Source organism: Streptomyces sp. NPDC059875 (assembly GCF_042731085.1).
Taxonomy (GTDB): Bacteria; Actinomycetota; Actinomycetes; order Streptomycetales; family Streptomycetaceae; genus Streptomyces.
On record NZ_JBHWJZ010000036.1, the window covers coordinates 1 to 25,079 of the forward strand.

Sequence of the window (25,079 nt, forward strand, 5' to 3'; positions counted from 1 at the left end):
AACGGAGCGATCAACGCCCACGACTCATCCGTCAGTTCATGTCGACGCACCACGAATAGAGCAACGAGCCGACGACTTTACGGACATGGCCTAGGCCCGTTGCCCGAGGCGCCGCCCGAACCACCCCAGTACCGTGCGGGCCATGAGTGATCATGAACTGCCCCCGCCCCGCCCCCGTACCCAGCGCAAGCAGGACGTCCTCACCCGGCTCCAGCAGGACGAGGACCTCTGGGTGGCGACCGCGGCCGGCTCCGACGAACCGTGTCTGGTGCCGCTGTCCTTCGTCTGGGACGTCCAGGACGGCCACATGGAACGCGGGACACTGCTGCTGTGCACGAAGCGGACCAACCCCACGGCTCGCAATCTCACCCCGAAGGGCGAGGTCCGGCTGAGCCTCGGCCACACCCGTGACGTGGTGCTGATCGACGGCACGGCCGAGAAGGTGGAGGGCGCCGACCTGCCGACGGCCTCCGCCGACGCCTTCACGGCCAAGCTGGCCTGGGATCCGCGCGATCGGCCCGCCTGGGTCTACCTCCGGATCACCCCCAGGTCGGTGAGGGCGTGGCGCGAGGAGAACGAACTGGCCGAGCGGCTGCTGATGCGCGACGGCGAGTGGCTGATCTGACCACCGACCCCGACGTCACGGCCAGAAGGTCACGGCCGACGCCGGTCACGGCGATCGCTCCGTCCCGGTCCGTCCGGAGCACCTGCGCTCCCCCGGCCCGCAGCGCATCCACCGTCCGGGGTGACGGGTGACCGTACGGGTTGCCGCGCCCCGTCGACACCAGCGCCAGTCGCGGCCGGACCGCCCGTATCAGCCCGGGGTCCTGGTGCGCGGAGCCGTGGTGGGCGACCTTGAGGACATCCACCGGCGCCAGTGCGGGGTACGCCCTCAACAGGCCCTGCTGGGCGGGCGGTTCGAGGTCCCCGAGGAGGAGCAGACTCAGCCCCGCCGCGGTCCGCACGAGCAGCGTGACACTGGCGTCGTTCGATTCGGACGCCTCCGGCTCCACCGCACCGGGAGCTCCACGCGGCCACAACACCTGCCACTCCAGCGGCCCGAGACGTCGCCGCTCCCCGGGACCGGCCCGGACCACCGGAACCCCGGCCGCCGCCGCGATCCTCCGCACGAACTCGGCCTGCCCCTGCGGCTCTTCGAGCCCCGTCGTCTGGATCGCTCCCACCGACCGCCCGCGCAACACCCCGGGCAGGCCCGCAACGTGGTCCGCGTGGAAGTGCGTGAGCACCACGAGCGGGATCCGCCGGACCCCGAGGTCGTGGAGGCACCGGTCCACCAGCGCCGGATCGGGCCCGGCGTCCACGACCACGGCCGCGTCCCCGCCGGCCGCGAGCACCGCCGCGTCGCCCTGCCCGACCTGGCACATCGCGAACACCCACCCCGGCGGCGGCCATCCGGTGACCAGCCGGGCCAGCGGCGGCGGCCTGACCACAGCACAGAGCAGCAGCACGGCGCAGCCCACGGCGATCCGCCGCCGGTACGGCAACCTCCACGCCCCCAGCACCACCACGCCGGAGAAACCGGCCAGCATCAGCCCGCCCCGCCAGCCGCCCGGCCAGTCCGTCTCCGCGCCCGGCAGCGCCGCTCCGGTGCGGGCCACCCCGGCGATCCACCCGGCGGGCCAGGCGGCGATCTCCGCGACCAGCTCGGCGGCCGGCAACCAGACCGGGGCGAGGGCGAGCGCGGCGAAGCCGAGGACTGTGGCCGGGGCGACGGCCAACTCCGCCAGCAGGTTGCAGGGGATCGCGACCAGACTCACCCGGGCGGCGAAGACCGCCACGACGGGCGCGCACACCGCCTGCGCCGCCAGAGCCGCGGCCAGCGCCTCCGCGAGCCTGCCCGGCACCCTGCGCCGCCGCAGCGCCTCGCTCCACCGCGGTGCGACGGTGAGCAGCGCCCCGGTGGCCAGGACCGAGAGGAGGAAGCCGTAACTCCGCGCCAACCACGGGTCGTAGAGCACGAGCATCAGCACCGCCGCGGCCAGGGCGGGGATCAGCGATCTGCGGCGCCCGGTGCCGATGGCGAGCAGGGCGACCAGACCACAGGCCGCGGCCCGCAGCACGCTCGGATCCGGTCGGCAGACGATGACGAAGGCGAGTGTGAGCCCGCCTCCGATCAGGGCGGTGGACCGCAGCGGGATGCCCAGCCGGGGGGCGAGCCCGCCGCGCTCGCTCCGCATGGCGGCTCCCGGTCGGCCGACGAGCAGCAGCAACACGACTGTGAGGTTGGAACCGGACACGGCCAGGAGGTGCGTGAGGTCGGTCGCCTCGAAGGCGTCACTCAGCTCCGGCTCGATCCGTGAGGTGTCTCCGACGACCAGTCCGGGCAGCAGCGCCCGGGCGTCCGGTTCGAGGTCCTCCGTGGCGCGCCGCAGCCCCGCCCGCAACTCCCCGGCCGTGCGCTGCACGGTGCTCGCGGGCCCCGTGATCCGTGGCGGCCCGACCCCCTCGACCCGTAGTACCGCCGCGAACCTGTCTCCCGTACGCATCGGGGGCGCGAGCCGCCCCGTCACCCGCAGCCCGGTCGAGGGCAGCAGCCGCAGCCACTCCCGCTGGGCGTCACCCGCCGGCACGATCACCAGGACCGGTGTCCTGGTCCGGTGGACCGCTCCTCCGGGCGCCTCGATCCGGGTCGCCTCCCCGTTCAGGACGACGGAGACGGGTGCCGTCCGGTCGCCTCGGATCCGGGGCCGGGTCAGTCGCGGATCGGAGGTGACCGTCACCTCCGCACCCACCCGGGCGTACTCCCCCGCGAGGCCCGGTACCGGCCCGCGCCTCAGGTCCGCCGCATGGAGCCCGCCCGATGCGGCACCGGCCGCGGCGCAGAGCAGCACCGCCGCCACCGCGGCGGCTCTCAGCCGCCGGCCGGGCCGCCCTCGAACCGCGGCCGGCAGGGTCGCCGCCCCTGCCAGGCAGGCGAGCACTCCGACGACCACCCACCACCCCGTCGCGCCCACCGCCAGCGCGGCGGCTCCCCAGGCCGCCAACGCCGGTGGCACGAGCCGGAGGTCAGCGGGGCCTTCCTCGCGCCCTCCGCAGGGCGCGGGGGACGCACTCACGGCCGGACCAGCGGAGCGAGTTCGGCGAACCGCCGCTCACCGATCCCGTTGACCTCGCGCAGCTCCCCGACGGACCGGAACCCGCCGTGCTCCAGGCGGTGGTCGACGATGTGCTGGGCGAGCACGGGCCCGACCCCGGGCAGCGTGTCCAGCTGCTCCACGGTCGCCGAGTTCAGGCTCAGCGGCCCCGCCCGGACACCGGCCGTGGCCCCGGCCCCCGTACCCCCACCCGCACCGTTCGGCGCCGGCGGCAGACCGACCACGACCTGTTCGCCGTCCATGAGAACGCGGGCCCGGTTGAGTCCGGTGACATCCGTGCCCGGCCTGACCCCTCCGGCCGCGCGCAGGGCGTCGGCGACCCTCGATCCGGCAGGCAGGGTCAGCACCCCGGGCCGTCGCACCTTGCCGCTCACGTCGACCACGACCGCCGGCGGTGGCGAACCTGCCGTCGGCTCCGCGGACGCCGCCGAAGACGCCCCGCTCTCCGGCAGCGGCGCCGCACGCACGATCTCCGGCGCACGGACGGCTTCCGGCCGTCCCGCCCAGAAGTACCGGCCGGCGAAGCCCGCGGCCACGACCAGGACCACGGCCAGCGCGGCCAGCGTCCTCGGTTCGAGGCCGCACCTGGACTGCACCCACACCGGCAGCCGATCACTCAGCGCGAGCCTCAGCCGTTCCCACCGCCCGGGCCCCGCATGCTCCTCCCGCTCCTCCGTCCGGGGTGGGGCCACGATCTCCGACGCGCCCCACTCCGCGGTCGGCTCGCGTACGGCGGGCGCCGCCGCGGAAGGGAAGAGCGCCTCCCCTCGACGTCGTACGGCGGCGTGGCTCGCCGCGACCGCGTGTCTCCCCCGCGCCCGCCCTCGTGCCCGTGCGGGAGGCGAACCCCGCCCGCCGACGCGGGTCCGCCCGTCCGAGCCGGGCGTGCGGCCCGGCCCGCTGGTCGCACCCGCCCTCCTCACCGAGGGCGCGGCCGCGGTCGTCGTCGCGCTACGACTCGCGTCACGTGTGCGGGTGCCTGTGCGTGTGGTGGTTCCTGCTGCGGTATCCGTGTGAAGAGCCATGGACAGGACGGTAGGCACATCTGTCCGAACCTGCTGAAACGGCTCAAATTCCGTGGACAGACGCCCAGTTGTGGATAAACCCGTCACTCACACGAGGGATCCCGCTCGTCAGCGGGGCGAGATGACCACGGCCAACAGCCCGGGGCCCGTGTGCGCTCCGATCACCGCGCCCACCTCGCTGACCTGCAACTCCTCGACGCCCGCGACCCGTTCCCGCAAGCGGTCGGCCAGTACTGCGGCCCGTTCGGGCGCGGCGAGATGGTGCACCGCGATGTCCACCGGCCCGGAACCCGCCCGTTCCACGGCGATCTCCTCGAGGCGGGCGATCGCCTTCGACGCCGTCCGCACCTTCTCGCGCAGCTCGATCCGCCCTCCGTCGAGCTGGAGCAGCGGCTTCACCGCGAGAGCGGAGCCGAGCAGCGCCTGTGCGGCTCCGATCCGCCCGCCCCTGCGGAGGTAGTCCAGCGTGTCGACGTAGAAGAACGCGGAGGTCCCGGCGGCCCGCTTCTCCGCGGCGGCGACCGCCTCGTCGAGGGAGCCTCCCGCGTCCACGGCCTCGGCCGCAGCGAGCGCGCAGAAGCCGAGCGCCATCCCCACCATCCGGGTGTCGACCACCCGGACCGGCACGGGGGCGTCCTTGGCCGCCAGCACGGCGGCGTCGTACGTACCGGAGAGCTCGGCGGAGAGATGGAGCGAGACGACGCCCCGCGCACCGGCCTGGGCGGCCGCGCGATAGGTCGCCGCGAAGACGTCGGGGCTCGGCCGCGAGGTGGTCACCGGCCGCCGCTTCTGGAGCGCCTGGGCCAGCGAGCGGGCCGAGACCTCGCTCCCCTCATCGAGGGCCTGGTCACCGATGACGACGGTGAGCGGTACCGCGGTGATGCTGTGCCGCTCCATCGCCTGGGGTGGCAGGTAGGCCGTGGAATCGGTGACGATCGCGACATGCCGGGACATGAGCGGGAGGTTACCCGCCGGGGCCGCCGCATGGCAGCCCGGCCCTCGCTCGGTGATCATCCGCGGGGCGGATCCGCGGCGTCAGTTGGTGGTCTCGGGCCGCGCCGACTTCTCCCACGGATAGGCGGCCTGGCGCGGATCGCGCGCCGTGATCGCCGGCGGCGGCTGCTGTCCCTGGGCGTCGGCGGCCTGCGTGCCCGGGCGCGGGCGGGCTTCCGCTTCCGCCGCGTCCGCCTCCGCGGGCCACACCTGGCCCCGCTCGGCGCCCGGCGCGGCGGCGCCCGCGTCCGGCCACGAGAAGTCGTCCGACGCGGGGTCCTGGTTGTCAGGCGTCGACCAGTGCCGCAGTGCACCCGCCTCCATGTCGATCTGCGCGCTCAGCGAGGTCAGGTCGTCCTCGGCGAACTTCCGCGCCCGGTCCCTGGCCGCCCAGCGGAGCGAGTCCGCGGACTGCGTGATCTGCTCCGTACGCCTGCGGAGGTCGGACAGCTGTCCGGCCACCCTCGACCGGTCCGGCTCCCGCTCCAGCCGCTTGAGGTCCTCGTCCAGCTCCTGGCCGTGGCCGCTCAGACGGCGGAAGAGGTCGAGGGACTCCTTCAGCGAAGCGTCCTCGGCGACACCCGCACTCAGGGCGTCCTGCGTCGCACGCATCGAGGTGCGCAGCGAGAGCCGCAGCTGCGCCAGTTCACCGGCGACCCCGCCCTGCCCGTAGCTCTTGGCGCGCAGCGTGGTGTCCTCGACCGTGCGCCGGGCCTGGGTGATCGTGCGGTCGACGCCGCGCTTGGCGGCCTTGACCACCTTCACGGTCGCGTAGACCCCAAGCGCCACGAAGGCGAAGAAGAGCAGCGCCATGATCACAATCGCGGCTTCCATGTGCGCCCCTCCGGCGTGGGTCGAGTTCCCTCGGTTGTCGTTCTTCCACGGTAAACGGAACGGGCAGGCCGAGGGTTCCATCGGAACCCCCAACCTGCCCGTAGGGGAAAGCCCCCATGCCCGGTTGCCGGAACCGTCAGGCGACGATGTTGACCAGCTTCGGGGCGCGCACGATCACCTTGCGGATCTCCGCGCCGCCCAGCGCCGCGACCACGTTCGCGTCGCCCAGCGCCAGCGCCTCCAGCTCCGCGTCCGTGATGGACGGGGAGACCTCCAGGCGCGCCTTGACCTTGCCCTTGATCTGCACGACGCAGGTCACGGTCTCGTCCACGACGTACGCCGGGTCGGCGACCGGGAAGTCCTGGTGGACGACCGAGTCGGTGTGGCCCAGCTTGCGCCACAGCTCCTCGGCGATGTGCGGGGCCAGCGGGGCGACCAGCAGCACCAGCCGCTCGGCGACCGAGCGGGAGACCGCGCCGCCCACCTTGGTCAGGTGGTTGTTCAGCTCGGTCACCTTGGCGATGGCGGTGTTGAAGCGCATGGCCGCCATGTCCTGCGAGACACCGTCGATCGCCTTGTGCAGGGCGCGCAGCGCGTCCTCGTCGGGCTCGGTGTCCACGACCGTGACCTCGCCCGTCGACTCGTCGACGATGTTGCGCCACAGCCGCTGCAGCAGCCGGTACTGGCCGACCACCGCGCGCGTGTCCCACGGGCGGGAGACGTCCAGCGGGCCCATGGCCATTTCGTACAGGCGCAGGGTGTCGGCACCGAACTCGGCGCAGATCTCGTCCGGGGTGACCGCGTTCTTCAGGGACTTGCCCATCTTGCCCAGGACGCGGCTGACCTTCTCGCCCTGGTACCAGTAGCCGCCGTCGCGCTCTTCGACCTCGGCCGCCGGCACGGCGATGCCGCGCGCGTCGCGGTAGACGAACGCCTGGATCATGCCCTGGTTGTACAGCTTGTGGAACGGCTCGGCCGAGGAGACGTGACCCAGGTCGAACAGCACCTTGGACCAGAACCGCGCGTACAGCAGGTGCAGTACGGCGTGCTCGGCACCGCCCACGTACAGGTCGACGCCGCCGGTCGGCATGCCCTCGCGCGGACCCATCCAGTACTGCTCGATCGCCGGGTCGACCAGCTTCTCGGAGTTGTTCGGGTCCAGGTAGCGCAGCTCGTACCAGCAGGAACCGGCCCAGTTGGGCATGGTGTTGGTCTCGCGGCGGTACTTCTTGGGGCCGTCGCCCAGGTCCAGGGTGACGTTGACCCAGTCCTCGTTGCGGGACAGCGGCGTCTCGGGCTGGGTGTCGGCGTCGTCCGCGTCGAAGGTGCGCGGCGAGTAGTCGTCGACCTCCGGCAGCTCCAGCGGCAGCATCGACTCGGGCAGCGCGTGCGCGACACCCTCCTCGTCGTAGACGATCGGGAAGGGCTCGCCCCAGTAGCGCTGACGGCTGAACAGCCAGTCGCGCAGCCGGAAGTTGACGGTGCCCTCGCCGATGCCGCGGTCGGCCAGCCAGGAGGTGATCTTCTCCTTGGCCTCGACGACGCCCAGGCCGTCCAGGGAGATCTCGTCGTTGGCCGAGTTGATCAGCTTCGCCTCGTACGAGCCGAAGGCGTTGTCCCACGTCGACGTGTCCGTGCCCCGGCCGTCGGTCGGCTCGACGATGCAGCGGATCGGCAGCTCGAAGGCGCGCGCGAACTCGAAGTCGCGCTGGTCGCCGCACGGTACTGCCATGATCGCGCCGGTGCCGTAGCCCATCAGGACGTAGTCGGCGATGAAGACCGGGACCTGCTCGCCGCTGACCGGGTTGGTCGCGTACGCGCCGGTGAAGACGCCGGTCTTGTCCTTGGCCTCGGCCTGCCGCTCGACGTCGGACTTGGAGGCGGCCTGCTTGCGGTACGCGGCGACGGCGTTGGCCGGGGTCGCGTGACCGCCGGTCCACACGTCGTGGGTGCCCGCGGGCCACGCGTCCGGGACGATCTTCTCGACCAGGTCGTGCTCCGGGGCCAGCACCATGTAGGTGGCACCGAACAGGGTGTCCTGGCGGGTGGTGAAGACGGTGATCGCGCCGGCCTCGCCGACCTGGAAGTCGACGCGGGCGCCCTCGGAGCGGCCGATCCAGTTCCGCTGCTGCAGCTTGATGGCCTCGGGCCAGTCCAGCGCGTCCAGGTCGTCCAGCAGGCGGTCCGCGTAGGCGGTGATGCGCATGTTCCACTGGCGCAGCTTGGCCTTGAAGACGGGGAAGTTGCCGCGCTCGGAACGGCCGTCGGAGGTGACCTCCTCGTTGGCCAGGACGGTGCCCAGGCCGGGGCACCAGTTGACCGGCGCGTCGGAGGCGTAGGCCAGGCGGTACTCGCCCAGGACGTCGGCGCGCTCCGCGGCGGTCAGCTCGGACCACGCGCGCGTGGAGCCGGGAACCTCACGGGTGCCGCTCTCGAACTGCTCGACCAGCTCGGCGATCGGGCGGGCCTTCTTGGCCTCGTCGTCGTACCAGGAGTTGTAGATCTGCAGGAAGATCCACTGGGTCCACTTGTAGTACTCCGGGTCGATCGTGGCGAACGACCGGCGCTTGTCGTGGCCCAGGCCCAGCCGGCGCAGCTGGACCTTCATGTTCTCCATGTTGGCCTCGGTGGACACGCGCGGGTGCGTGCCCGTCTGCACGGCGTACTGCTCAGCCGGCAGGCCGAACGCGTCGAAGCCCAGGGTGTGCAGCACGTTGTGGCCGGTCATGCGCTGGTGACGGGCGAAGACATCCGTGGCGATGTAGCCCAGCGGGTGGCCGACGTGCAGGCCCGCGCCCGAGGGGTACGGGAACATGTCCATGATGAACTTCTTGGGCCGGGCGGCGATCGCCGGATCGCCCGCCAGGTCACCCGTGGGGTTCGGCGCCTCGTAGGTGCCCTCGGCGTCCCAGAAGTCCTGCCAGCGTGCCTCGATGTCGGCGGCCATGGCCGCCGTATAACGATGCGGGGCCGCCGTCTCGGCAGCCGAATTCATCTCGCTCATGATCCTTGAAGCTCCATCGATCGTCTCTGCCCACTGCCCGCGAACTGCACTGCCACGAAATGAAAAATCCCCTCGCACAGGAGGGGACGCCGCGCCGATTCCGACCGGATCTGTCATCCGTCGGGACTGATCAGCGCGGCTCGCTAAGCAGAAGGCGTACGGCACGCATGGCGCCAGGGTACCGCAGGGCCCGAGCGGGCCGCACCGACGTTCCGCCCCGTGGCCCACGCCCCCGGACGGGTGCCCACCGCCGGCGCGTCACGGTTCCGGAGCCGCCCGAGGCGCCCGGGTTACTCCGCGTATCGCCCCTATCCGGGGCAACCCCAGAGTCAGTTACCGAGCGCAGCCCTTGTAAACGTGCAAACCACCTACCGGCTGGTATGGAGCGACTTAGCATGCGGCAACGGGACCGCTTATCCGCACCATTCGGAGTCGCCCCCATGAACCCTCATCGCAAGATCCGCTCTTCTCCCGTCCTGCGAACCGGTATGAGCCGGCCGGTTCAGGGCGGGCTTTCGGTCGCGGCGCTGGTGATCATTCCGCTGCTCGCCATCGGCGGCAGCGACGGTTTCCGAGCCGCGCTCGACTTCACCAGCGGCGTCCTGTCGCTGGTGTCCCTCACGGCCTCGGTCGCCTGGGGCCTGATCGCCACCGACCGACTGCTCCTCTCCCCCCGCCACCGGCTGCTCGCCCAGGGAATCCACCGCGCCACCGCGGTCGCCTCCCTCGGTTTCCTGCTGCTGCACGGCACCGTCAAGGTGTCCCTCGGCCATGTCGAGCCGATCGGCGCCCTGATCCCCTTCGGCCTCGGCATCACGGGTACGTCGGCCCTTATCGGCTTCGGCTCGCTCGCCGGTCTGCTGATGGTCGTCGCCGCCTCGACGGGCGCTCTGCGGAGCACTCTGGCGGGCCGGAGCCGGTTCGCCGCCCGCTGGCGACCCCTGCACATGCTGGCGTACCCCGCCTGGTGCTTCGCCCTGGTCCACGGGCTGTACGCGGGCCGGCCCGCCGCCACCTGGGTCGTCGTCATGTACTGCCTGGCACTGACCGCCGTCGCCTCGGCGGTCTCGCTCCGGCTGCTGCCCGCCGCGAACCAGCGGGCGCTCGCCGACCGGTTCGTCGGGCTCCTGGCATCCCTGGAAGGCCGTACCCGGCCCGAGGAACCCGACCCGGCCGACCCGGCCGAGGACACCGCCGCCGAGGACGAAGGTGGCGGCCACGAGCCCCCCACCGTGTCCGCCGAGTGGCTGGACCGGACCACAGGCCGCCCCTCCCTGCCTCCCCCCGTACCCGCCCCGCTCTCGCCCCCCGTACCGAGCAGCCGGCTGTACGAGTCCCCTCCCCCGCTGTACGAGACGGCTCCCCCGGCCACGACCGCCGGCCCCGGCTCCTCCGCGGGCTTCTCGGCCGCCTACCGCGCGGTGTCCCGCGCCGCTCCGGCGCCCGACCCCGCCCCGTACACCTCCGGCGGCGCACCGCTCGCCGAACGCATCCCCATGACAGAGGAGCTCCCCGTCGTCCCCGACCCCTCCCTCCGCCCCGGCTTCTGGCCCACGCCCTCGCCGCCGATGCCGACCTACTCCAGCCCGCCGCCCGCGGGTGAACCCTGGACCGCACCCGCAGGAGACCGCCCGTGAACGCCCCGCTCCCCGACGTCCCCGAGGTCCGCGTGGTCGGTCTGCCGCAGCTCACCCAGGGGTTCGACCTGGTCGAGCGGCTCGGTCTGGCGATGCATCTGAAGGTGCACGGGCCGCTGGATCCGATGAGCGGCGAGCCGCTCGCCCAGCTCGCGGACGAGATATCCCTCCACGGGCGCGGTGGCGCCGGTTTTCCCTTCGGCCGCAAGCTGAGGGCCGTCGCCCAGGCGGCGATCCGCCGTGGGGTGCGCCCCGTGGTGGTGGTGAACGGCAGTGAGGGCGAGCCCGCCTGCCGAAAGGACACGGTGCTGCTCAACCGGGCCCCGCACCTCATCCTGGACGGGGCCCTGCTGGCTGCCGAGGCACTCGGTGCCCGCACGCTGATCGTGGCCGTCACCCGTAACTCCACGGAGATCTCCATCCGGTCGGCACTCGCCGAACGGGGCCTCTCCGACCGCCGTGGACAGGCGCTACGCGCGCGTGTCGTCCGGACCCCCGAACGGATGGTCTCCGGGGAGGCCTCGGCGGTGATCCGCGCGATCGGCGGCGGCCCCGCGCTGCCACCCGGCCGCCGGGAGCGCGCGGCGGAGTCAGGGGTGGGCGGTGCGCCCACACTGCTCTCCAACGCCGAGACGTTCGCGCAGCTGGCCGTCGCCGCCCGGGTCGGACCGCGCCGCTACGGCCACAGCGGTCTGGACTCGGAGCCCGGCACGGTCCTGCTGACCATCTCCGGGGCGGTCGCGCGCCCCATGGTGGTCGAGGTGCCGACGGGCGTCCCGCTGCGGTACGTGCTCCAGCTGGCCGGGGCCCCGCCGCTGCCCCAGGGCGTCCTCACAGGCGGGTACCACGGCAACTGGATCGACTCGACGGCCGTCGACAACGCCGTCGTCTCGCGGGCCTCCCTGGCCGCCGTCGGCGGCGCCCTGGGCGCCGGGGCGATCCTGCCGATCGGCCCCGAGACATGTCCGCTCGGCGAGTCGCTGCGGGTCGCGAACTGGCTCGCCGCGGAGACCGCGGGCCAGTGCGGGCCGTGCCGGCTCGGTCTGCCGGCGGCGGCCGGTGGGCTCTCGGACGTGCTGAACGGCGGAGGTCCGGCGGCGCTGGAGGCGCTGCGGGAGGTCACCCAGGCGGTGAAGGGCCGCGGTGCGTGCAAGCACCCGGACGGCTCGGCCCGCTTCTTCGCCTCGACGCTCTCGGCCTTCACGGACGATCTGGCCGCCCATGTCCTCGGCGGCGGCTGCGGCCGCCCGACCGTCGGGGTGCTCCCGCTCCCCGCCGCCGGCTACCAGGACGCGGAGGAGTCGATCCCGAGCGGCGAGAAGCTGGCCGTGGACTGGACGCTGTGCCAGGGGCACGGGCTCTGCGCGGACATCGTCCCGGAGCTGATCAGGCTGGGTCCGGACGGCTACCCGGCGCTCGCCGACGCCTCCGTGCCGATGCATCTGCAGGGGCGGGCGCAGCGCGCCGTACGACGCTGCCCCGCGCTGGCGCTCCGGATCGAGCAGCCGGAGCGGGAGCGGCCGGCCCTGCCGCCGGGCGGCGCGGGCCGTAAGGCACTGGGCAGCGGGAGGGGTTGACACCCGGGATCCCGTACACGAAGAAGCGGATCATCCGATTCGGATGATCCGCTTCTTCTTTACTGTGGAGCTAAGGAGAATTGAACTCCTGACCTCCTGCATGCCATGCAGGCGCTCTACCAACTGAGCTATAGCCCCTTGCTGTCCGCCCCGTTCCGGGTTTCCCCCGCGGCGACAGACAGAACATTAACCGGCTCCCCGGGGGATCACCAAATCGTTTACCTGGCGGCCCATGAGCGACGGGTAGGGTCCCCGTCTGTGACCGTGTCCGTGCTTGATCGAACCCGTGCCCGCCAGTGGCCCCTCGCCACTGCCGCGGCAGCCTGTCTCGTCTCGTTCATAGCCTTCTGGGTGGCGCAACGGGTCGCCCACGTGAACATGCTCGACGTGATGGTCTACCGGGCGGAGGGGGAGACCGTCCGGGCCGGCGGCGACCTCTACGCGATGCGCGCCACCTCGGCGAACCTCGCCATGACGTATCCGCCCTTCGCGGGGCTGCTGTTCGTCCCGCTGACGTTCGTCGGCGTTCCGCTGATGCGGACGCTGGCGACCGCCGGGAACCTGCTCCTCGTGGTCGCGCTGGTCCAGCTCTCCCTGCAGCTCGTCCGCCCCTCCCTGTCCCGCGAGCGACTCTGGCAGGCCACGTTCCTGGTGGCGGCGGTCGTGGTCTGGTGCGAGCCGGTGTGGACGACGCTGCGGTACGGGCAGATCAATCTGCTCGTCGCGGTGGCGGTGCTGTGGGACTTCACACGTCGCGAAGGCAACCGCTGGGCGGGCCTGGGCATCGGTCTGGCGACTGCGGTGAAGCTCACACCCGGCCTGTTCGTCGTCCTCCTCCTGGCCGCCGGCCTGCTCCTGTGGCGCCGCGAGAAGGGCTGGAACCAGTGGCTGCGCACGGCGGCCACGGCGACCGCGGTCTTCCTCGGGGCGACCCTGCTGAGCGCCCTGATCCTGCCCCAGGACTCCAAGCGCTTCTGGACCGGGACGCTCTTCGAGACCGGCCGGGTCGGCTTCGCGGAGGAGACCGCCAACCAGTCGCTGCGCGGGGTGCTGGCGCGGCTGATGCACACCGACGACCCGGGCATGTGGTGGGCGGTGGTCGCGGCCGTGCTCGGTGGAGCGGCCATGGTGCTCGCGGCGCGGGCCGCGCTGCGCGGGGACAAGGCCCTGGCCGTGATCGTCTGTGCCGTGACGGCGCTGATGATCAGCCCGATCTCCTGGTCCCACCACTGGGTGTGGTGCGTCCCGCTGCTCGTCCTGCTCGTGGACCGTCGCGACCGCGTACGGCCGGGGTGGACGGTGGCCGCGGTCGCGCTGGCGTTCGCCTCGTTCGCGCTGTGGTGGGTGCCGCACGACCCGGGGCGCCCCGAACTGGACCAGAACCCCGGTCAGATGCTGCTCTCGGCGGTCTATCCGCTGACCGCGACCGCGTTGTTCCTGGGGTACGGCCTCAGCCGGTGGCGTCAGGCCGTGGCGAAGGAGTAGAAGCGCTTGAGGGTGCAGTGCTCGTCGAGCAGCCGCCCGTAGATCGGCTCCCCCTCGAGCTCGCGGTAGGTCTCGATGGGGTCGCCCTTTATGATCAGCGCCCGCGCGCACTCCTCGCACCAGTACTGGTACTCGGTGTTGACCGGGTCCATGTCCCGGACAATGGGCGTACCGCTGCCGCACCAGTCGCACTTCCGCCTGTGTGCACCCATCAATCAGCTCCAGCTGTGGCCGCAGGACGTGCACACAAAGGACACTCCGCCGTTGTCGCCGAGCACTTGGGCGACGTGGGAGGAACCGCACGAGGGACAGCCGAGGCGGGCTCCTGCCCCACGGACAGCGGCGCGGTCCTCGGCGGGCTCGGCGACGGCATCGGTCTCGGCACCCTCGGCACCGCTCGCGGCCATCGCACACTCCCTCCCGTCCGCAGCTCGTCCCCCTCCGGCCGTCCGATTCTGCCATGGCCCCGCAAGGGGGTCAGCGCGCTCGGCGGACCAGGGCGGCCGACGCGCCCAAGATCGAAGCGGCGCCCAGCGCGAGGGCGCACGCCCAGAGCGCATCGGCGGAGGCATGCGCCCCCGGCGTATGCAGGCGACCGAGGAAGAGTGTGCCGAAGCTCGCGACACCGATCAGCTGGCCGAGCTGGGTGACGGTGGCCAGCAGACCGCTGGCGTCGGCGGCGTCCTCGGGTCGTACGCGGGCCAGGGCGCCGGTCAGGGCCGGGCTGAAGGCCAGCGCGAGCCCCCCGCCCATGGCGGCGAGTGCCGGGTAGAGCCCCCAGCCGCCCGTGTCGCCGCCCCTGAGGAGGCCGCCCATGGCCACCGCGGCGATCGCGGCCAGCAGGAAGCCGCCGGGGATCAGGAAGCGCTGCCCCCGGGCCGGCCAGCGACGCCAGGTCAGTCCGATCGCTCCGAAGACCGCGGCGGCCGGCGCGAAGGTCAGCCCGGCGCGCAGTGCGCTCTGTCCGAGTCCTCCCTGCAGATGCAGGGTGATGGTGAAGAGGAATCCGGCGTTGACGGCCATCGCGACGCCGATCTCGAACGCGGCCCGTCCGATGCCGGGGATCCGCAGGACACGCGGGGCGATGAGCGGAGCACCGCCCCGGCGGGCGAGCCGGGACTCGTACGCGCCGAAGGCGGCGAAGACCGCGACGGCGCCCACGAGCGAGATCCAGGCCCACACCGGCCAGTCCTGCTCCTGCCCGAGGACCAGGGGGACGGTGAGGAGCGAGACGGCGGCGGCGAGCAGGACGAGTCCGGGCAGGTCGAGGGGGCGCGCGCGTTCGGGCTCGGTGCGTGCGTCGCGCGGCAGCACCCGGGCGCCCAGGGCCAGCAGGACCAGGCCGATGGGCACGTTGACGAGGAAGATCGGCCGCCAGCCGCTGCCGAACAGGTCCGCGCTGACGAGGACGCCGCCGACGACCTGTCCGGCGGCGGCGCCGGTGGCGAGCACCGCGGAGTACGCGCCGAGTGCGCGGACGCGGCCCTCTCCGGTGAAGTTCCGCTGGATGAGGCTCAGCACCTGAGGGATCATCAGGGCGGCCCCGGCGCCCTGGACGAGGCGAAAGGCGATCAGCTGGCCCGTGTCCGCGGCCAGTCCGCAGGCGAGCGAGGCCGCCGTGAAGACGGCGAGTCCGCCGAGGTACGTCCGCCGGTGACCGAGCCGGTCGCCGAGGCGTGCGCCGGTGATCAGCAGGACCGCGTAGGCGATGGTGTATCCGGCGATGACGAGCTGAAGTCCCGCCCCGGAGGCGGACAGTTCGGTGCGGATGGTGGGAGCGGCGACGTTGACGATGAAGACGTCGAGCAGTGCCATGAACTGGGCCGCGAGCACCACCCCGAGCAGCAGCCGGGGCCGGTTGTCGGTGCCACCGTTTTTACTGAGTACGGGACGTGTTGTGGTCGTCGTCATGCAACGCAGCCTGACGACGGTTCGATACGGGTAACGAGAGCCCGCTGATGCTGGTACTGACACCACCTGGCAACGGCGGCACGGGGACTCGACCATGGGGGTGTGACGACCTTGGCAGCACCGACACAGCAGCGCCGCCGACCGGAACTGGCAGCGTTCCTGCGCAGCCGCCGCGCCCGGGTGACTCCGGAGGACGTGGGCATGCCGCCCGGCCTGCGCCGCCGTACACCCGGCCTGCGCCGCGAGGAGGTCGCCCAGCTCTCCGGCGTCGGCGTCACCTGGTACACCTGGCTGGAGCAGGGCCGCCCGATCAACGCCTCCGCCCAGGTGCTCGACGCCGTCGCCCGCACGCTCCGGCTCGACCGGCCCGAGCGGGAGCACCTGTACCACCTGGCGGAGGTGCCGTTCACGCCGGAGCGGGGCGCCAAGGCCGCCGAGACGGTCAGCCCCGAGATCCAGGGGATCCTGGACGCCCTGGTCCCGCATCCGGCGGTGGTCTACAACAGCCGGTACGACGTGCTGGCGACCAACTCGATGTACCGGACGCTGTTCTCCGCTCCCGAGAGCACGTCCCTCGGCGTCCGCAACGTGCTGTGGACGCTCTTCACGATCGCCGACAACGACTGCCCGGTCGTCAACAAGGAGCGGGAGCTTCCGCTGATGGTCGCGCAGATGCGCGGCGCGTACGGCCGGCACGTGGGCGAGCCTGCCTGGGAGTCGTTCGTGCGCAGGCTCTCGGCGGCCAGCCCCGAGTTCGCCCGCCTGTGGCGGAGCGGCGATGTCGTCCCGCCGGGAAGCCAGGTCAAGACCTTCCGTCACGACACCGTCGGGGAGCTTCGGATGACGTCGGTGTCGCTCTCCATCAACGGGATGCCGGAGTGTCGCATCGTGGCCTACACCCCGACCGACGAGGAGAGCCGTCGCGCGATCGCGACACTGCGGGCCGAGGCGGTGGACGACTGGCGGTGACGGAAACGACGAATCCCGCCCCCTGATGGGGACGGGATTCGGTGACTGTGGAGCTAAGGAGAATTGAACTCCTGACCTCCTGCATGCCATGCAGGCGCTCTACCAACTGAGCTATAGCCCCTCGTGTTCTCTGCGCTCCGCGCTGCGAACAAGAAGAACTTTAGCCTGTGACCTGCCGGAAAGTGAAATCCGGGTCCGCGGGCGACTCAGTCGTCGTCGCCGAGGACCGGTTCCGGCAGCGTGCCGGCGTTGTGCTCCAGGAGCCGCCAGCCCCGGGCGCCCTCACCCAGGACGGACCAGCAGCAGTTCGAGAGCCCGCCGAGGCTCTCCCAGTGATGCGCCTCCATGCCGAGCAGCCGGCCGATGGTGGTGCGGATCGTGCCGCCGTGGCTCACGACGACGAGCGTGCCGTCCTCGGGCAGCTTGTCGGCGTGCTCGAGGACCACCGGAGCAGCCCGGTCGGCGACCTCGGTCTCCAGTTCGCCGCCGCCCCGGCGCACGGGCTCACCGCGCTTCCAGGCGGCGTATTGCTCGCCGTAGCGCGCCACGATCTCGTCGTGGGTCAGCCCCTGCCACTCCCCCGCGTACGTCTCGCGCAGGGCGGAGTCGTACGCGACGGGGTGACCGGTGAGCACGGCGAGCTCGCCGGCGGTGGCCGCCGCCCGCTTCAGGTCGGAGGCGATGATCGCGTCCGGCTTCAGCGAGGCGAGCAGCCGGGCGGACCGGCGGGCCTGGGCCACGCCGGTCTCGGTCAGCTCGATGTCCGTGGAGCCCTGGAAACGGCGCTCCAGGTTCCACGAGGTCTGGCCGTGGCGCCACAGGACGATACGGCGGCCGCTGCCGCCCTTGGTGGCGCTCAGCTCAGGTCACCGCCCGCCTCGTCGGCGGCACCCGTCAGCGCGGCGTGCTCGGCGGCCTTGCCGCGGGTCTTCAGGGCGTCCTCGGGCAGCGGCAGCTCGGGGCAGTCCTTCCAGAGCCGCTCCAGGGCGTAGAAGACCCGCTCCTCGCTGTGCTGGACGTGGACGACGATGTCGACGTAGTCCAGGAGGATCCAGCGGGCGTCGCGGTCGCCCTCACGGCGCACCGGCTTGGCGCCGAGCTCCTTGTTGAGCCGCTCCTCGATCTCGTCGACGATCGACTTGACCTGGCGGTCGTTGGGTGCGGAGGCGAGCAGGAAGGCGTCGGTGATCGACAGCACATCGCTGACGTCGTACGCAATGATGTCGTGCGCGAGCCGGTCGGCCGCCGCCTGGGCGGCGGCGTTGACGAGCTCGATGGAGCGATCCGTGGCGGTCACAAGCAGGCTTTCGTCGGCGGTCAGAGACATATCAAGGGTCTCACGTACCGCCGACCGCCCCGTAAACCATTACGAGCAGGTCACTGCTTGCTCCCGGGGATCTTGTAATCCTCGCCCAGGACCACCGTGACATCGCCGTTTCCGGCGGCCTTGCCCTTCTTGACCGCCTTCTCCGGCAGACCCAGGGTCTTCGCCACCTCAGCGGCGGCCGCCTTCCGGGCGTCGTCACCGTAGAGGACCTGCGAGGTCTCCTCGGTGTCCGCCTTGGCACCGCCCACGAAGGCGAAGCCTCCGTTGATCAGGACGACCCTGGCGGCCTCGGTCGCGTCCTTGCCGGTGGCGTCCCGGATCGAGACCCGAATGGCGCTGCCCTGGTCGGGCGCGCTGACCTTGCCGCCGAGGATGTCCTTGACCACACTGTCGGCCCCGGACTGCCCCAGCGAGCCGTCCTGCTCCACCGGGAGCAGCGCCGTCTTGTAGTCGCCGCCCTTGGCGTGCTCGGCCAGCTTGGCGAGCGAGGCCCCGAGGTCCTTCTCCGGCAGCGACGGGTCGAGGATCTGGGCGAGGGTCTCGACCGTGACCGTGGCGGCCTTGGGGTCGTCCGACATCTTGCGCAGCACCCCGTAGAGGACCTGTCCGAAGCGCTGGAGCTGCTTGGCCTCGGCCTCGCCGGGCCCTCGGTACGTCGCGTAGGCGACGGCCGCTCGACCGTTGAGGGTCTGGTTCTCGCCCTTGGTGACGAGCGGGGCCTCGCCCTTCTTGTCGCCGGGCACAGCGGTGTCGGTCGTGATGTCGATGTTGCTGACCAGCTCGACCAGGTTCTCCAGGTACGGGGTGTCGAGCCGCCAGGTGCCGGTGATGTCCGTACCGAGGAGGTTGCCGATGGCCTCGCGGGTGCCGCTGGAGCCGTCGTCCTCGACGGACTTGGCGAGGGTGGTCGCCGAGCCCTCGTCGTTGGCGACGGAGAGTGCGTTGGGGAGCAGGACGGTGGTGCCCTGCTTGGTGGTGGTGTTGTCCACGAGCAGGGCGGTGCTGGTGCCGCCGCCCTTGGTGTCGTGGAGATGGACGACGATCGTGTCCCGCTTCTGGGGTCCGGTCGCGGTGTTCTGCTTCTGCTCCTCGCCGGACACGCCGGGGAGCTTGCCCGCGGACCAGAGATAGCCGACACCGCCGACGGCGGCGAGGACGAGGGCCACGACCAGGGCGACGACCCGGTTGCGGCCGCGCCGCCTGGCCTCCTCGCGCCGCTCGGAGCGGCTCTCGGTGAACTTCAGCCAGTCGATGACGTCTTCGGAGTCCTCGTCGGGCTCCTCGATGAACGAGAACTGCTCGGTGCGGTAGGCCCGGTCGTCGCCGCGGTCGTCGCCGCGGTCGTCCGGCGCGGGGCGCTGACCGGGCACACCGGCGGGAGCGGCCACCGCGGCGGGCGGCGGTGCGGCGGGCGCGGGTTCCCCTTGCACGGCCCACTGCTGCCCGGTGTCGTACGAGGCGTACGGGTCGTAGCCGCGCTGCTGCCCGTACGGGTCGTACTGAGGCTGCTGGGGCTGCGGGGGCTGTTGCGCCTGCCGGGGCTGGACCGGCTGTCCGTAGGCGTCGTAGCCGTACCCCTGCTGCTGGACGGGCTGCTGCGGCGGCTGCTGGGCCTGCTGCTGCCGGCCGTACGGGTCGTAGGACTGCTGTGCCTGCGGTGGGACCTGCTGGTACACCGGCTGCCCGTACTCGTCGTAGCCGATGATCTGCGGCTGCGGGTAGTACGGGTCGTACGGGTTCTGATCGTTCACCGGTGCCCCTCTCCGAGGCTCACTCGCCGCGGTACAACTGGCGCTTGTCGATGTAGCGCACCACGCCGTCCGGCACCAAATACCAGACCGGGTCGCCCTGCGCGACCCTCGCCCGGCAGTCGGTGGAGGAGATCGCGAGCGCGGGAACCTCGACGAGCGAGACCCCGCCCTTGGGCAGTCCGTCGTCCGTGAGGTCGTGGCCCGGCCGGGTGACGCCGATGAAGTGGGCGAGCGAGAAGAGCTCCTCGGCATCGCGCCACGTGAGGATCTGCGACAGCGCGTCGGCCCCGGTGATGAAGAAGAGGTCCGAGTCGCTGTTGAGGGAGCGCAGGTCCCGCAGGGTGTCGATGGTGTACGTCGCACCGCCGCGGTCGATGTCGATGCGGCTGACCGAGAACTGCGGGTTGGACGCGGTGGCGATGACCGTCATCAGATAGCGGTCCTCGGCCGCCGAGACGGCCTTGTGGCTCTTCTGCCAGGGCTGCCCGGTCGGAACGAACACCACCTCGTCGAGGTGGAACAGGGCGGCCACCTCGCTGGCGGCCACCAGGTGTCCGTGGTGGATCGGGTCGAACGTTCCGCCCATCACGCCGAGTCGGCGCTTGCCGCGGCCGCCAGTAGGCACTTCCTGCTCTCCCATGCGTGCAGAGCCTACTGGCACGGCTTCGAACGTCCGATCCGCGGTCGCCGGCTCAGCGGTCGCGGTTGAAGCGGGTGGTGATCCACAGCAGCAGAAGCAGCGCACCGAGCGCGCCGAAACCGGTGAGGTACGGGTTGAGGCTGTCGTGGTTGCCACCGTGCTCGGCGGCACCCTCGGCGAGCGAGACCAGGTTGGCGGCGGTGCTGTGGAGGCTCATCGTCAGCAGGACCTATCGATCGGGGATGGGAGCGGAGACTTCGCGCACATCGTATGCGGGCCGTCCGGGCACGCTCACGCCGACTCAGTCGTTGTCATGGCGGTCGTACTCCGCGGTTGTCCGCTGTGCCCGAGTTATCCACAGGCTCCGGCGCTCGGTGGCCCCAGCGCCTAGGCTGGGATTCGTCAGGGGGACGAGCAAGGACTCGTACGAACAGGGGGCATCCATGACCGAGAAGACCGACAACGGAAACGAGAACGTGCCGAGCAGGCAGCGCAAGCGCTTCCCCGGCATCTCCTCGCGGGCCTACGAGCATCCGGCCGACCGCTCGGCGCTCGTCGCCCTGCGCAAGCTCACCGGCTTCGACACGGTCTTCAAGGCGCTGAGCGGGCTGCTGCCCGAGCGCAGCCTTCGACTGCTGTTCCTCTCCGACTCCGTGCGGGTGAGCGAGGCGCAGTTCTCGCATCTCAACGACATGCTGAGGGACGCGTGTTACATCCTGGACCTGGAGAAGGTCCCGCCGATGTACGTCACCCAGGACCCGAAGCCGAACGCGATGTGCATCGGCCTTGACGAGCCGATCATCGTGGTCACCACCGGGCTGGTGGAGCTGCTCGACGAGGAGGAGATGCGGGCGGTCGTCGGCCACGAGGTGGGTCACGCCCTCTCCGGTCACTCCGTGTACCGCACGATCCTGCTGTTCCTCACCAGCCTGGCGGTCAAGATCGCCTGGATCCCGCTCGGGAACGTGGCGATCATGGCGATCGTGACGGCGCTGCGGGAGTGGTTCCGCAAGTCCGAGCTCTCGGCGGACCGGGCGGGGCTCCTCGTCGGTCAGGACCTCCAGGCCTCGATGCGCGGTCTGATGAAGATCGCCGGCGGCAACCACCTGCACGAGATGAACGTGGACGCGTTCCTCGCCCAGGCCGACGAGTACGAGAAGGGCGGCGACCTGCGCGACTCCGTCCTGAAGATCCTCAACGTGCTGCCGCGCACGCACCCCTTCACCGCGGTCCGCGCGGCCGAGCTGAAGAAGTGGTCCGAGACCCGCGACTACCAGCGGATCATGGACGGGCACTACCCGCGGCGGTCGGAGGACAAGGACACCTCCGTGACCGACTCGTTCCGGGAATCGGCCGGGCATTACGCCGAATCGGTGCGCACCAGCAAGGATCCGCTGATGAAGCTGGTCGGCGACATAGCCGGTGGCGCGGGCGATCTGGCGGGCGACCTGGGCGGGAAGCTGCGCAGCCGGTTCGGCGGCGGCCAGAACGGCAGCACGGGCAGCACCAGCAGCGATGGCGCCGGCGGCAGCGGTCAGAGCGAGGGCTGAGCGTTCGGGGCCAGGGTCCCGCAGAGCGAGGAGACGGCGGGCCGGCCCGTGGCGTACGGGTCGGTGACGGCCGGGTCGCCGGAGGAGGTCGTCCGCTCGCCCGCCAGGAGTGGGTGGAGAGTGCCGCTGGTGTCGGCTCCGCATGCCTGCGGGCCCGCCTGGACGGTGCTGGTCACCAGTTCCGCGCGGTGCATGCGCAGGTCCTCACGGTCGAAGCGGAAGTGCATCTCGCGGTGGACCGTGTACAGGGATGCCTGCCCCACCGGGCCGGTGCCCGAGGTGGCGGGGCGCAGGGCGTAGGTGAACGTGTGGTCCGCGGTGACCTCCAGCATGTCCGTGCCCGTCTCGGCGAAGCGGAGGGTGCCCTGGACGCGGACCATGGGGTCGGCGAGGGCGACCTTGGCCGGGTCGAACCGCACCAGCCAGCCGGACACCGCGTGGCGGCCGTCGTCGAGCGAGGACTCGACGCTCCGGTCGAACTGCGCCAGCTGGTCGGGGTCGAGCAGCAGCCGGGCGGGACGGACGGTCACGCCGGCCAGCACGTCGGGCTCCAGGGAGGAGGCGACGAGGTAGTCCTTGGCGATGGTCAGGGCGGTCACCACCTGGCTCTCCGAGAAGTGGGTGGTGCGTCCGGCGACCGGGAGGTTGATACCGGCGGCTCCGGTGCGGTACTCGGCCGCGGGACTGCGGGCGAACAGCTGGGCGGGCTGACCGCCCGCGACGGGGCCCTGTGGGGCCAGCGGGACCAGGGTGATCCGCAGCTGTTCGGCGCGCTGGTCCATCGGGGGCTGGTAGGGGTTGCGCACGCCGAGATAGATGGCCGTTCCGAAGGCGAGGAGGATCAGCAGCACCAGCAGGACGGCCTGGCGGGAGCCGCTTCTGGCCTCCCAGGTGGAGCGGGAGCGCACGGCCTGGGAATGCTCACCCATCCGCTCCTCGGCGGAGAACTCCTGGAGCCGGGCAGCACGGACGAACGACTCGTCGAAGACGACGGATCGGTACTCGTCCTCACCACCGCCGGGGTCGGGTGCCGGCCCCTCAGGCGGGTCGCCACGCCCTGCCATACCTTCAGAGTAGGTCCGCGGAAGCCCTGGTAAACGCCCAGGTACACGACAAGTTCGGAAGATTTCCGACGGATGGCTCTCCCCGGGGTCCGGCGGGCTCAGGGAGTGCGGGGAACGGCGGAGACGGGGGGCGCCGAGTACTCGGCGGAGGCCGAGGGGGCGGTGACCGCGGGAGGGACGGCGCGCGGCTTGTCGATGCCGGTGGTGGCGGGGGCCGGGACCTGGTCCTGGCGGTTGGCGGAGGCACCGCGGTAGACCGCGGTGAAGGCGAGGGCGACCATGCCGACGCCCATCACGAGGGCGAGCACCCAGGCGACCGGGCGGTGCCAGCGGGCGCTGCCCCGGTAGGGGCGCAGGGCACCGCCGTGGCGTCCGTACGGTCCGGAGTCGTCGTCGGGGTCGTAAGGGTCGTACCCGTCGGCGTACGGGCTGCTGAAGGGGTCCGAGGGGTCGTAGCCGTCCTCGTGGAGCTCGTCCTCGCCCGCTCCCCCGCCGGCCCTGGCGCGGGCGGCCTCCGCCTCGGCGCGGGCCTGTGCGGCCGCCAGGAGACGCTCCACGGCGGTGGGCTCATGGACCTCGGCTGCCCGTACGAAGTCCTCGTCGAACACCACGGTGGCGAAGTCCTCGTCCGCGCCCCCGCGGTTGTCAGAGTTCTCAGGGTCCCCGCCGTCCGGGAACGGCCTGCCCCCCACGTCGTCCGGCACCGTTTCAGAGTAGACCTGGGAGGTGGTTTTGGGCAGGGAGAGTGCGAACTATCCCTGCCCGTCCGGGGCCCCCGGGCCCCGCGGGAGCGGAGCCGAACGGGGGAATCGGGGGTTACCGCGTGTGACCGTCGCCGGTGACGATGTACTTCGTGGAGGTCAGCTCCGGCAGGCCCATGGGCCCGCGTGCGTGGAGTTTCTGCGTCGAGATGCCGATCTCGGCGCCGAAGCCGAACTGGCCGCCGTCGGTGAAACGGGTGGACGCGTTGACGGCGACCGTCGTGGAGTCGACCAGCTGGGTGAAGCGGCGGGCGGCGGCCTGCGAGGTGGTCACGATGGCCTCGGTGTGGCCGGAGGACCAGAGCCGGATGTGCTCGACGGCCTTGTCGAGCGAGTCGACGACGGCAGCGGCGATGTCGTAGGAGAGGTACTCGGTCTCCCAGTCCTCCGGGGTCGCGGGGACGACGGTGGCCTTGGAGCCCTCGGCGTGGGCGAGGATCCGCTCGTCGGCGTGGACGGTGACGCCGGCGTCGGCGAGGGCGGCGAGCGCCCGGGGCAGGAAGGCCTCGGCGATGTCCTTGTGGACGAGGAGGGTCTCGGCGGCGTTGCAGACGCTGGGCCGCTGGGCCTTGGAGTTGATCAGGATGTCGACGGCCATGTCCAGATCGGCCTGGGCGTCGACGTAGACGTGGCAGTTGCCGGTGCCGGTCTCGATGACGGGGACGGTGGACTCCTCGACGACCGTACGGATGAGGGAGGCACCGCCGCGCGGGATGAGGACGTCGACGAGGCCGCGGGCGCGCATCAGTTCCCGTACCGACTCGCGGGACTCGCCGGGGACGAGCTGGATCGCATCCGCGGGCAGGCCCGCGCCGCCGACGGCGTCGCGCAGGACCTTGACCAGGGCGGTGTTGGAGGCGTAGGCGGAGGACGAGCCGCGCAGCAGGACGGCGTTGCCGGACTTGAGGCAGAGGGCGGCCGCGTCCACGGTCACGTTCGGCCGGGCCTCGTAGATGATGCCGACGACGCCGAGCGGGACGCGGACCTGGCGCAGGTCGATGCCGTTCGGGAGGGTCGAGCCGCGGACGACCTCGCCGACCGGGTCGGGCAGGGCGGCCACGTCACGGACGTCGGCGGCGATGGCCCTCACCCGCTCCGGGGTGAGGGTGAGCCGGTCGATGATCGACTCGCTGGTGCCGGCCTCGCGGGCGCGGGCGACGTCCTCGGCGTTGGCCTCGACGATCTCGGCGGCACGGACCTCCAGCGCGTCCGCGATGGCGAGCAGGGCGTCGTCCTTCGCCGCGCGCGGAAGTGGCGCGATTTCGGCGGCGGCCCCGCGGGCCTGGTAGGCGGCCCGGGTGACCGGAGACAGGTTGTCGAGGGGCGTGAGCGAGGTCATGTCCGCAGGGTACTGGCACCCCTGCGGACATCCCGCACGTATCCCGTACGTATCCCGCACTGCGAGACGCCACCGAGACGCCATGAGACGCCCCCG

Annotated in this window: 22 protein-coding genes and 2 tRNA genes; 6 read left to right on the forward strand and 18 right to left on the reverse strand. The window is 71.9% G+C overall.

All coding sequences use genetic code 11. The features are described from left to right. Positions 1–142: 142 nt before the first annotated feature. Entirely contained in the window at positions 143–625 is a 483-nt protein-coding gene (locus ACFV9D_RS32135; protein ID WP_385154102.1) for a pyridoxamine 5'-phosphate oxidase, read from the forward strand. Here the strand turns inward: ACFV9D_RS32135 and ACFV9D_RS32140 are convergent. From ACFV9D_RS32140 to leuS, 5 genes are all read right to left on the reverse strand, one after another. Further along, entirely contained in the window at positions 540–3,077 is a 2,538-nt protein-coding gene (locus tag ACFV9D_RS32140) for a ComEC/Rec2 family competence protein (RefSeq protein WP_385154105.1), read from the reverse strand. The two genes, ACFV9D_RS32135 and ACFV9D_RS32140, sit on opposite strands and share 86 nt — an antisense overlap. Continuing rightward, a complete protein-coding gene (locus tag ACFV9D_RS32145) occupies positions 3,074–3,808 on the reverse strand; it encodes a helix-hairpin-helix domain-containing protein (RefSeq protein WP_385154108.1) in 735 nt (244 codons plus the stop codon). Before ACFV9D_RS32145 ends, ACFV9D_RS32140 begins: the two co-directional genes overlap by 4 nt. Positions 3,809–4,249: 441 nt before the next feature. Continuing rightward, positions 4,250–5,095, reverse strand: coding sequence for a DegV family protein (locus ACFV9D_RS32150; RefSeq protein ID WP_385154111.1), 846 nt, complete (start codon positions 5,093–5,095; stop codon positions 4,250–4,252). Positions 5,096–5,176: 81 nt separating this feature from the next. Next, on the reverse strand, positions 5,177–5,968 hold the full coding sequence (locus ACFV9D_RS32155; protein ID WP_385154114.1) for a hypothetical protein: 792 nt from the start codon (positions 5,966–5,968) through the stop codon (positions 5,177–5,179). A gap of 136 nt (positions 5,969–6,104) precedes the next feature. Beyond that, positions 6,105–8,972, reverse strand: coding sequence for a leucine--tRNA ligase (gene leuS / locus ACFV9D_RS32160; RefSeq protein WP_385154117.1), 2,868 nt, complete (start codon positions 8,970–8,972; stop codon positions 6,105–6,107). A gap of 440 nt (positions 8,973–9,412) precedes the next feature. Between leuS and ACFV9D_RS32165 the strand changes: the two genes are divergently transcribed. Next, complete coding sequence (locus tag ACFV9D_RS32165) at positions 9,413–10,609, forward strand: hypothetical protein (protein ID WP_385154120.1); 1,197 nt, start codon at positions 9,413–9,415, stop codon at positions 10,607–10,609. Continuing rightward, positions 10,606–12,186 carry an NADH-ubiquinone oxidoreductase-F iron-sulfur binding region domain-containing protein gene (locus ACFV9D_RS32170; RefSeq protein ID WP_385154123.1) on the forward strand — a complete coding sequence of 527 codons (1,581 nt, stop codon included), beginning with the start codon at positions 10,606–10,608 and terminating at the stop codon, positions 12,184–12,186. Before ACFV9D_RS32165 ends, ACFV9D_RS32170 begins: the two co-directional genes overlap by 4 nt. A gap of 65 nt (positions 12,187–12,251) precedes the next feature. Here the strand turns inward: ACFV9D_RS32170 and ACFV9D_RS32175 are convergent. After that, positions 12,252–12,324, reverse strand: a tRNA-Ala gene (locus tag ACFV9D_RS32175). Positions 12,325–12,444: 120 nt separating this feature from the next. Between ACFV9D_RS32175 and ACFV9D_RS32180 the strand changes: the two genes are divergently transcribed. Continuing rightward, positions 12,445–13,671 carry a glycosyltransferase 87 family protein gene (locus ACFV9D_RS32180; protein WP_385154125.1) on the forward strand — a complete coding sequence of 409 codons (1,227 nt, stop codon included), beginning with the start codon at positions 12,445–12,447 and terminating at the stop codon, positions 13,669–13,671. Here the strand turns inward: ACFV9D_RS32180 and ACFV9D_RS32185 are convergent. The 3 genes from ACFV9D_RS32185 to ACFV9D_RS32195 all read right to left on the reverse strand — a co-directional run bounded on the left by ACFV9D_RS32185 (position 13,650) and on the right by ACFV9D_RS32195 (position 15,582). Continuing rightward, positions 13,650–13,883, reverse strand: coding sequence for a hypothetical protein (locus ACFV9D_RS32185; protein WP_137989347.1), 234 nt, complete (start codon positions 13,881–13,883; stop codon positions 13,650–13,652). The genes ACFV9D_RS32180 and ACFV9D_RS32185 overlap by 22 nt on opposite strands. 3 nt (positions 13,884–13,886) lie before the next feature. Further along, the gene (locus tag ACFV9D_RS32190; protein WP_385154129.1) at positions 13,887–14,078 is read right to left on the reverse strand and encodes a hypothetical protein; all 192 of its coding nucleotides are present in this window, start codon (positions 14,076–14,078) and stop codon (positions 13,887–13,889) included. Between the two features lie 70 nt (positions 14,079–14,148). After that, complete coding sequence (locus ACFV9D_RS32195; RefSeq protein WP_385154132.1) at positions 14,149–15,582, reverse strand: MFS transporter; 1,434 nt, start codon at positions 15,580–15,582, stop codon at positions 14,149–14,151. Between the two features lie 102 nt (positions 15,583–15,684). Here ACFV9D_RS32195 and ACFV9D_RS32200 point away from each other — a divergent pair, with 102 nt between their 5' ends. Beyond that, positions 15,685–16,551 carry a helix-turn-helix transcriptional regulator gene (locus ACFV9D_RS32200; RefSeq protein ID WP_385154135.1) on the forward strand — a complete coding sequence of 289 codons (867 nt, stop codon included), beginning with the start codon at positions 15,685–15,687 and terminating at the stop codon, positions 16,549–16,551. Between the two features lie 48 nt (positions 16,552–16,599). Here the strand turns inward: ACFV9D_RS32200 and ACFV9D_RS32205 are convergent. The 6 genes from ACFV9D_RS32205 to ACFV9D_RS32230 all read right to left on the reverse strand — a co-directional run bounded on the left by ACFV9D_RS32205 (position 16,600) and on the right by ACFV9D_RS32230 (position 20,486). Then, positions 16,600–16,672 (reverse strand) — tRNA-Ala (locus ACFV9D_RS32205). An 85-nt stretch (positions 16,673–16,757) separates the two neighbouring features. Continuing rightward, positions 16,758–17,411, reverse strand: coding sequence for a histidine phosphatase family protein (locus tag ACFV9D_RS32210; protein ID WP_385154227.1), 654 nt, complete (start codon positions 17,409–17,411; stop codon positions 16,758–16,760). After that, the gene (gene rsfS, locus ACFV9D_RS32215) at positions 17,408–17,878 is read right to left on the reverse strand and encodes a ribosome silencing factor (protein WP_385154138.1); all 471 of its coding nucleotides are present in this window, start codon (positions 17,876–17,878) and stop codon (positions 17,408–17,410) included. Before rsfS ends, ACFV9D_RS32210 begins: the two co-directional genes overlap by 4 nt. Before the next feature lie 50 nt (positions 17,879–17,928). Then, complete coding sequence (locus ACFV9D_RS32220; RefSeq protein WP_385154141.1) at positions 17,929–19,629, reverse strand: LCP family protein; 1,701 nt, start codon at positions 19,627–19,629, stop codon at positions 17,929–17,931. A gap of 19 nt (positions 19,630–19,648) precedes the next feature. Beyond that, positions 19,649–20,269 (reverse strand): nicotinate-nucleotide adenylyltransferase, encoded by a 621-nt coding sequence (gene nadD / locus ACFV9D_RS32225; RefSeq protein WP_329120643.1) that lies wholly within the window; start codon positions 20,267–20,269, stop codon positions 19,649–19,651. Between the two features lie 52 nt (positions 20,270–20,321). After that, complete coding sequence (locus tag ACFV9D_RS32230) at positions 20,322–20,486, reverse strand: hypothetical protein (RefSeq protein ID WP_329120641.1); 165 nt, start codon at positions 20,484–20,486, stop codon at positions 20,322–20,324. Between the two features lie 226 nt (positions 20,487–20,712). Here ACFV9D_RS32230 and ACFV9D_RS32235 point away from each other — a divergent pair, with 226 nt between their 5' ends. Further along, complete coding sequence (locus ACFV9D_RS32235) at positions 20,713–21,819, forward strand: M48 family metallopeptidase (protein ID WP_385154144.1); 1,107 nt, start codon at positions 20,713–20,715, stop codon at positions 21,817–21,819. On the opposite strand, the gene ACFV9D_RS32240 is transcribed toward ACFV9D_RS32235, so the two are convergent. The 3 genes from ACFV9D_RS32240 to ACFV9D_RS32250 form a co-directional block, all read right to left on the reverse strand. Next, positions 21,804–22,883, reverse strand: coding sequence for a hypothetical protein (locus ACFV9D_RS32240; RefSeq protein ID WP_385154147.1), 1,080 nt, complete (start codon positions 22,881–22,883; stop codon positions 21,804–21,806). The two genes, ACFV9D_RS32235 and ACFV9D_RS32240, sit on opposite strands and share 16 nt — an antisense overlap. Before the next feature lie 98 nt (positions 22,884–22,981). Further along, positions 22,982–23,587 carry a hypothetical protein gene (locus ACFV9D_RS32245; RefSeq protein ID WP_385154149.1) on the reverse strand — a complete coding sequence of 202 codons (606 nt, stop codon included), beginning with the start codon at positions 23,585–23,587 and terminating at the stop codon, positions 22,982–22,984. Positions 23,588–23,699: 112 nt separating this feature from the next. Beyond that, the gene (locus ACFV9D_RS32250) at positions 23,700–24,983 is read right to left on the reverse strand and encodes a glutamate-5-semialdehyde dehydrogenase (protein ID WP_385154152.1); all 1,284 of its coding nucleotides are present in this window, start codon (positions 24,981–24,983) and stop codon (positions 23,700–23,702) included. Positions 24,984–25,079 lie beyond the last annotated feature (96 nt).